Source organism: Mesorhizobium sp. M7A.F.Ca.CA.002.09.1.1 (assembly GCF_003998555.1).
Lineage (GTDB): Bacteria > Pseudomonadota > Alphaproteobacteria > Rhizobiales > Rhizobiaceae > Mesorhizobium > Mesorhizobium ciceri.
This window is the reverse complement of the sequence record NZ_RZRR01000394.1, coordinates 1-4,942: the sequence shown is the minus strand read 5'-3', so window position 1 is coordinate 4,942 and position 4,942 is coordinate 1. Positions and strand designations below refer to the sequence as shown.

The following is a 4,942-nucleotide window of genomic DNA, read 5'->3' as shown; positions in this document are numbered from 1 at the left end:
GTGGAAGCCGGCCTGCTCGTAGCCGATTTCGCGGATCGCCTTGCGGGCGACCGATTTGAACTTGGCCGGATTGACGACCGGATGGCCGGCGGCATCCTTGAGGATGTTGCCTGCCTTGTCCTTCTTCAGCAGCGTTTCCGGGACGCGCACTTCGCCGGCGATGACGACACGGTTGGTGGTGGCCAGCGTCTCGCAGGCGACACGGACTTTCCACGGGTCCATGCCGGTCTTCTTGGCTTCGCGATAGACCAGATCGACGATCTCGTCGGAAATCCGGTCACAGACTTTGTCAGGATGGCCCTCGGCAACGGATTCCGAGGTAAAGAAGTAGTTCTGCCGCGTCACGGGTGTCCCCTCTTGAAAAACGATCGGCAGGCTGCCGATTTTGGCGCGCCACGTGTTAGCGGGGCGAAGCGCCGCTCGTCAAGCGGTGCTTCGGCTCTGGCATGAATGTCGATGCCGTTATCTTGTGCCACCGGCGGCGGGGCGCCGCCGGTCCTGGCGTGATTGAGGATCAGTCGGGATCGTCGGCGGAGAGGGACTTGACCAGGTCTATGATCCTGCGGCGCACCTTGGCGTCGGCGATCTTGACAAAGGCCCGGTTGAGCTGAAGGCCTTCAGGGCTGCCGCAGAATTCGACAGCGAAAGCCATCGAAGCGTCCTCGGCAAATCCACGGCCCGCCACAGGCTCCTGGCCGGGCGCATCCTCAAAAAAGAAAGCGACAGGCACGCCGAGTATGGACGCGATCGCCTGCAGACGGCTGGCGCCGACGCGGTTGGTGCCCTTTTCATATTTCTGAATCTGTTGAAATGTGATGCCGAGGTTTTCTCCCAGCTTTTCCTGGCTCATTCCAAGCATGTTGCGGCGAAGCCGAATGCGACTGCCAACATGGATGTCGATCGGATTCGGTTTCTTCTTGTTATCTTCTGTCATTTTTTCCTCGCCGAATTTTTTCGGCTTTCTCTATTTTTTTTCCTGCCCAAACAAAGCCGGAGGCAACTGCCCCAACAGAACGATCCACCGGCTTCGAGAAATTTTCAGGCACTTACAGTATGAGTTTCTAATGTGTTGGCTGTCAATTCACCCGTAGCCTTTGCCTTACGTTCAACAGCGCTGCCCCAACGGCAAACAGCAACATGATCAGCATTCCGTTAATGCGCCGTTGGCCGGGAGATATGAGCGCCTGTCCGGAAATCGGTATGTGGGCATCGATGGCGCCGCGCGCGTCGATAGCAAGCGCATCGACGATGCGCCCGCGCGGATCGACGACGGCCGAGATGCCGTTGTTGGCGGCACGCACCAATGGCAATCCATTTTCCACCGCACGGATCTGGGCCTGCCTGAAATGCTGATACGGACCCGGCGTGTCGCCGAACCACGCATCATTGGTAACGTTCACAATAAGCTGCGCTGACGCAGCGTCAACTGCCACAAGATCGGGAAAGATCACCTCATAACAGATAAATGGCAGCGCACGGATGCCGTCGGGTAGCGTGATGGCGTGCCGCTCATTGCCGGCCGCGAAACTCATCGGCCCGGCAACCAGTTGCTCGATGCCGAAACGCTGGAGCAGATCGGCGAAAGGCAGGTATTCGCCGAACGGCACCAGGTGAACCTTGTCGACGGCGTCCGTGATTTCACCCTTGTCGTCGATCGCCACCACGGAGTTGTAGTAGCGGCTGTCGGCATTTGCGGCCGAGCCGCCTTCCTCGCGGACGACGCCGGCAATCAGCATCTGGCCGGGTCCGAGCATATCCCCCAGCGCCGTCAATGCGTCCGGACGCTCGGTGAAGAGGAACGGCACCGAGGTTTCGGGCCACAGGATCAGTTGCGGCTTTTGATGGCCTGGATCCGGCGCCTTGCCCGAGAGCCCCATCAGGACCGCGAAGATGCGGTCGCGCACCGAGGCATCCCATTTTTCCGACAGGTCCACGGCCGGCTGGACAATGCGGACATCCAGGCTGCGTGAAGCTGGCGATTCGGGAGCGGCAAGCCTGATATAGCCGAAGCCGACATGGGCAGCGACGAGCACGACAAACAGTGCCGCGCCGAGGCGCAGGTGCCGACGTGCCGCCAGCAGTGCCGGCAGTGCGAAGACGAACACCGCGAGCGCGTTCATGCCGATCATGCCCGTCACCGAGACGCTCTGCATCAGCAGCGGCACGGGCATGGCCGCGTAGCCGACGGCATTCCAGGGAAAACCGGTGAACAGGAAATCGCGCAGCCATTCCGCCAGGCCGAAGCCGAAGGCAAGGGCGGCGATGCGGCCAATGTCGTTGCTCCACAGCAGCCGGGCAACGATTGCCGCAAAGCCGTAGAAAAAGGCGAGCATGAAAGGAATGCCGACCACCGCGAAGGGAAGCGCCCAGGCAAAGCTGTCGGCCTCGACCAGCAGCGCCGAGCCGATCCACCAGAGGCCGGCGAGGAAATAGCCGAAACCGAACCACCAACCGACGGCGAAAGCCGGCCGCAGACGCCGGAACAGACTGCCTGAAGCTTCGCCGGTGGCGCCGTCGAGCAGCCAGACCAGCAGCGGGAACGAGACGAAACAGGCGGCGAAGAAGTCGTAAGGCGCCTGCCCAAGCACCGCGAGGGCGCCTGCGAGAAACGCCACGAGCGCACGCCGCCAACCCCAAAGCAGAATTATCCGGCCGGTGAGGCGCTCCATGCATACTTCCGAGTCGCGAATCAGGACACAAGATTTAACAGGCTGCGCTCCGCGCTCCAAACGGCGCATGGGCTAGCTGAGATGCACAGCTCCGGCCCTGCCTACCGGTGCCAACCCTCGATTTGAACGCCCCCCAGCCGCTCGGCCTCCTCGCGCTGAACCGAACGGATGGTCTGCGTGAAGGTCCAGACATGGCCCTCGGGGTCGCGTGCACGATACTGGCGCTCACCCTAGAACTGATCCGCCGGCTCCTGGATTATATCAGCGTCGAGCGCCCGCGCCTGCTCGCAATGCGCATCCAGGCCACCCTTCAGCCTGACATAGATCGACTGCGTGTTCTTGCCCGAGAGCGAAGCCGGGCTGGCGACGTAATCGCTCCATTCGGAATCGACGATGATGTAGCTGTCGCCGAACCGCATCTCTGCATGGATGAGCTTTCCCTCGGCATCGCTGACCACCATGCTGCGCTCGAAGCCGAAAGCCGCCTCGAGCCAGTCCAGCGCGGCATGCGGATCCTTGTAGAAAACACCAGAGCCCAGACTTGGATGCTTGAACGGGTCGTCGATAGTCATCGTGCGAGCGAAACGCTCACGCCTGTTCGGTGCGCGCCGTGGCACGCCGGCGACGCTCACCCTTCTGGCTCTGCACGATGCGCACGCGCTTGACGCGGCGCGGATCAGCGTCGAGGACGTGAAATTCGAAACCGGGTATGGCCTGCACCACCTCGCCGCGGGCCGGAACACGGCCAAGCGTGTTGAAAATCATGCCGCCGATGGTGTCGACATATTCGCCATGTTCACCGGCGGCGAAATCCCCGCCGATCATCTTGGCGACGTCGTCGATCTCGGCCTTGCCATCGACGATGAACACGCCGTCGCCGCTCTGGGTGATCATTGGCTCGTCGTCGTCATGCTCGTCCTCGATGTCGCCGACCACCATCTCGACGATGTCTTCCAGCGAGGCAAGGCCGTCGGTGCCGCCATATTCATCGATGACCAGCGCCATTTGCGTGCGCGTCGTCTGCATGCGAGCCATCAGGTCGGAGGCGAGCATCGACGGCGGCACGAACAGCACCGGGCGGATCAGATTGAGGTCGCCAATGGTGCGTGCGAGATCGACCTGGGCGAGATCGAGAACCGTGGCGACGGGTGCTTTCCTGGTCGAGCGGCCCTTCTTGACGCGCGCGATCTTGGTGATGTGGGCCAGCACATCACGGATATGGACCATGCCGCGCGGATCATCGAGGGTCTCTGAATAGACCGGCATGCGGGAATGGCCGGATTGCTCGAAGGTGCCCAGCAGATCGCCGAGCGTCGTCGTGATTTCGACCCCTTGAATGTCGGCGCGCGGTACCATGACGTCCTCGACGCGCACTTCGCGCAGCCGCAGGATGTTGTTGAGCATGGCGCGTTCGCCGGGCGAGAAGGCGCCGGCATCGCTCGTTGTCTCGGCAAGCGCGCCGGCGATTTCCTCCCGCAGGCTGGTTCCGTTGCGTTGCCTGAACAGGCCAAGAACGCGGTCGAACAGGGAGGGACCGGCAGGCGATGTCTCGCTGGCAGCGCTGCCGATGCTGGCAGCACCAGAGGTGCCGGCAGCAGCAGAGGTACTGCTAGCACCAGAGGCAACGGTACTCGGACTTGATCCCTCTTCCGACGTATCGGAAGCCTTGGTTGCACTGCCGGCGTCGGGGCGGGCGGCAGTCTCTGGTTTGTCGTTCATCGTCGTCCGGTCAATTGGTCAGATGTAGTTACGCGTAGGGGTCGGGAATGGCAAGCCTTGCAAGCGCCGCGCGTTCGACGGCTTCCATCGCCTCGGCCTCGGCCTCGGTCTCGTGATCGTAGCCCAGCAGATGCAGCAGGCCGTGGATGACGAGATGGGTGATATGGTTCTCGACAGGCTTGTCTTCCAGTACCGCTTCATGGGCGACCGTTTCGGCGGCCAGCACGATGTCGCCCAGCATCGGCGGCAACGGACCGCCCTGCGCAAACGGAAAAGCCGGGAAAGACAAGACGTTGGTCGGTTTGTCCTTGCCGCGCCAGCCGGCGTTGAGAACCTGGATATGGGCGTCGCCGGAAAAAACGAGACTGAGTTCGGAACGGCCCGCCACGCCGGTTTCGGCAAAAGCCGCCTTAACGGCCCGATCGACCAGCCGCGTCAGGCTTGCCTCGTCGGGCCAGTTGCCCGCCTCAACCGCTATGTCGATGTCGACGGGAATATTCCCGTCGCCGGATATTATGTCCTCAGGCATGAAGCCGCATCGCCAACATCAATTC

At 62.0% G+C, this 4,942-nt stretch carries 5 protein-coding genes and 1 pseudogene; all 6 read right to left on the bottom strand.

Annotated elements, in window-relative coordinates; translation table 11 throughout:
- The coding region (locus EN994_RS17795; protein WP_245466042.1) for an S-adenosylmethionine synthetase N-terminal domain-containing protein at nucleotides 1-345 on the bottom strand (345 nt) is incomplete at its 3' end.
- 169 nt (nucleotides 346-514) lie between these two features.
- On the bottom strand, nucleotides 515-934 hold the full coding sequence (locus EN994_RS17790; protein WP_013527901.1) for a helix-turn-helix domain-containing protein: 420 nt from the start codon (nucleotides 932-934) through the stop codon (nucleotides 515-517).
- A gap of 142 nt (nucleotides 935-1,076) precedes the next feature.
- On the bottom strand, nucleotides 1,077-2,669 hold the full coding sequence (gene lnt / locus EN994_RS17785) for an apolipoprotein N-acyltransferase (protein WP_063169993.1): 1,593 nt from the start codon (nucleotides 2,667-2,669) through the stop codon (nucleotides 1,077-1,079).
- 101 nt (nucleotides 2,670-2,770) lie between these two features.
- Nucleotides 2,771-3,241: pseudogene (locus tag EN994_RS17780) on the bottom strand (VOC family protein).
- 16 nt (nucleotides 3,242-3,257) lie between these two features.
- Complete coding sequence (locus EN994_RS17775; RefSeq protein ID WP_063169992.1) at nucleotides 3,258-4,388, bottom strand: hemolysin family protein; 1,131 nt, start codon at nucleotides 4,386-4,388, stop codon at nucleotides 3,258-3,260.
- Nucleotides 4,389-4,416: 28 nt separating this feature from the next.
- Nucleotides 4,417-4,917, bottom strand: a complete 501-nt coding sequence (gene ybeY, locus EN994_RS17770) for an rRNA maturation RNase YbeY (RefSeq protein WP_127307687.1) — start codon at nucleotides 4,915-4,917, stop codon at nucleotides 4,417-4,419.
- Nucleotides 4,918-4,942: the final 25 nt, after the last annotated feature.

Excerpts from the sequence above, each read along its gene's own strand:
- EN994_RS17790 (WP_013527901.1), bottom strand. The coding sequence starts at position 934 with ATGACAGAAGATAACAAGAAGAAACCGAATCCGATCGACATCCATGTT.
- lnt (WP_063169993.1), bottom strand. The coding sequence starts at position 2,669 with ATGGAGCGCCTCACCGGCCGGATAATTCTGCTTTGGGGTTGGCGGCGT.
- EN994_RS17775 (WP_063169992.1), bottom strand. The coding sequence starts at position 4,388 with ATGAACGACAAACCAGAGACTGCCGCCCGCCCCGACGCCGGCAGTGCA.
- ybeY (WP_127307687.1), bottom strand. The coding sequence starts at position 4,917 with ATGCCTGAGGACATAATATCCGGCGACGGGAATATTCCCGTCGACATC.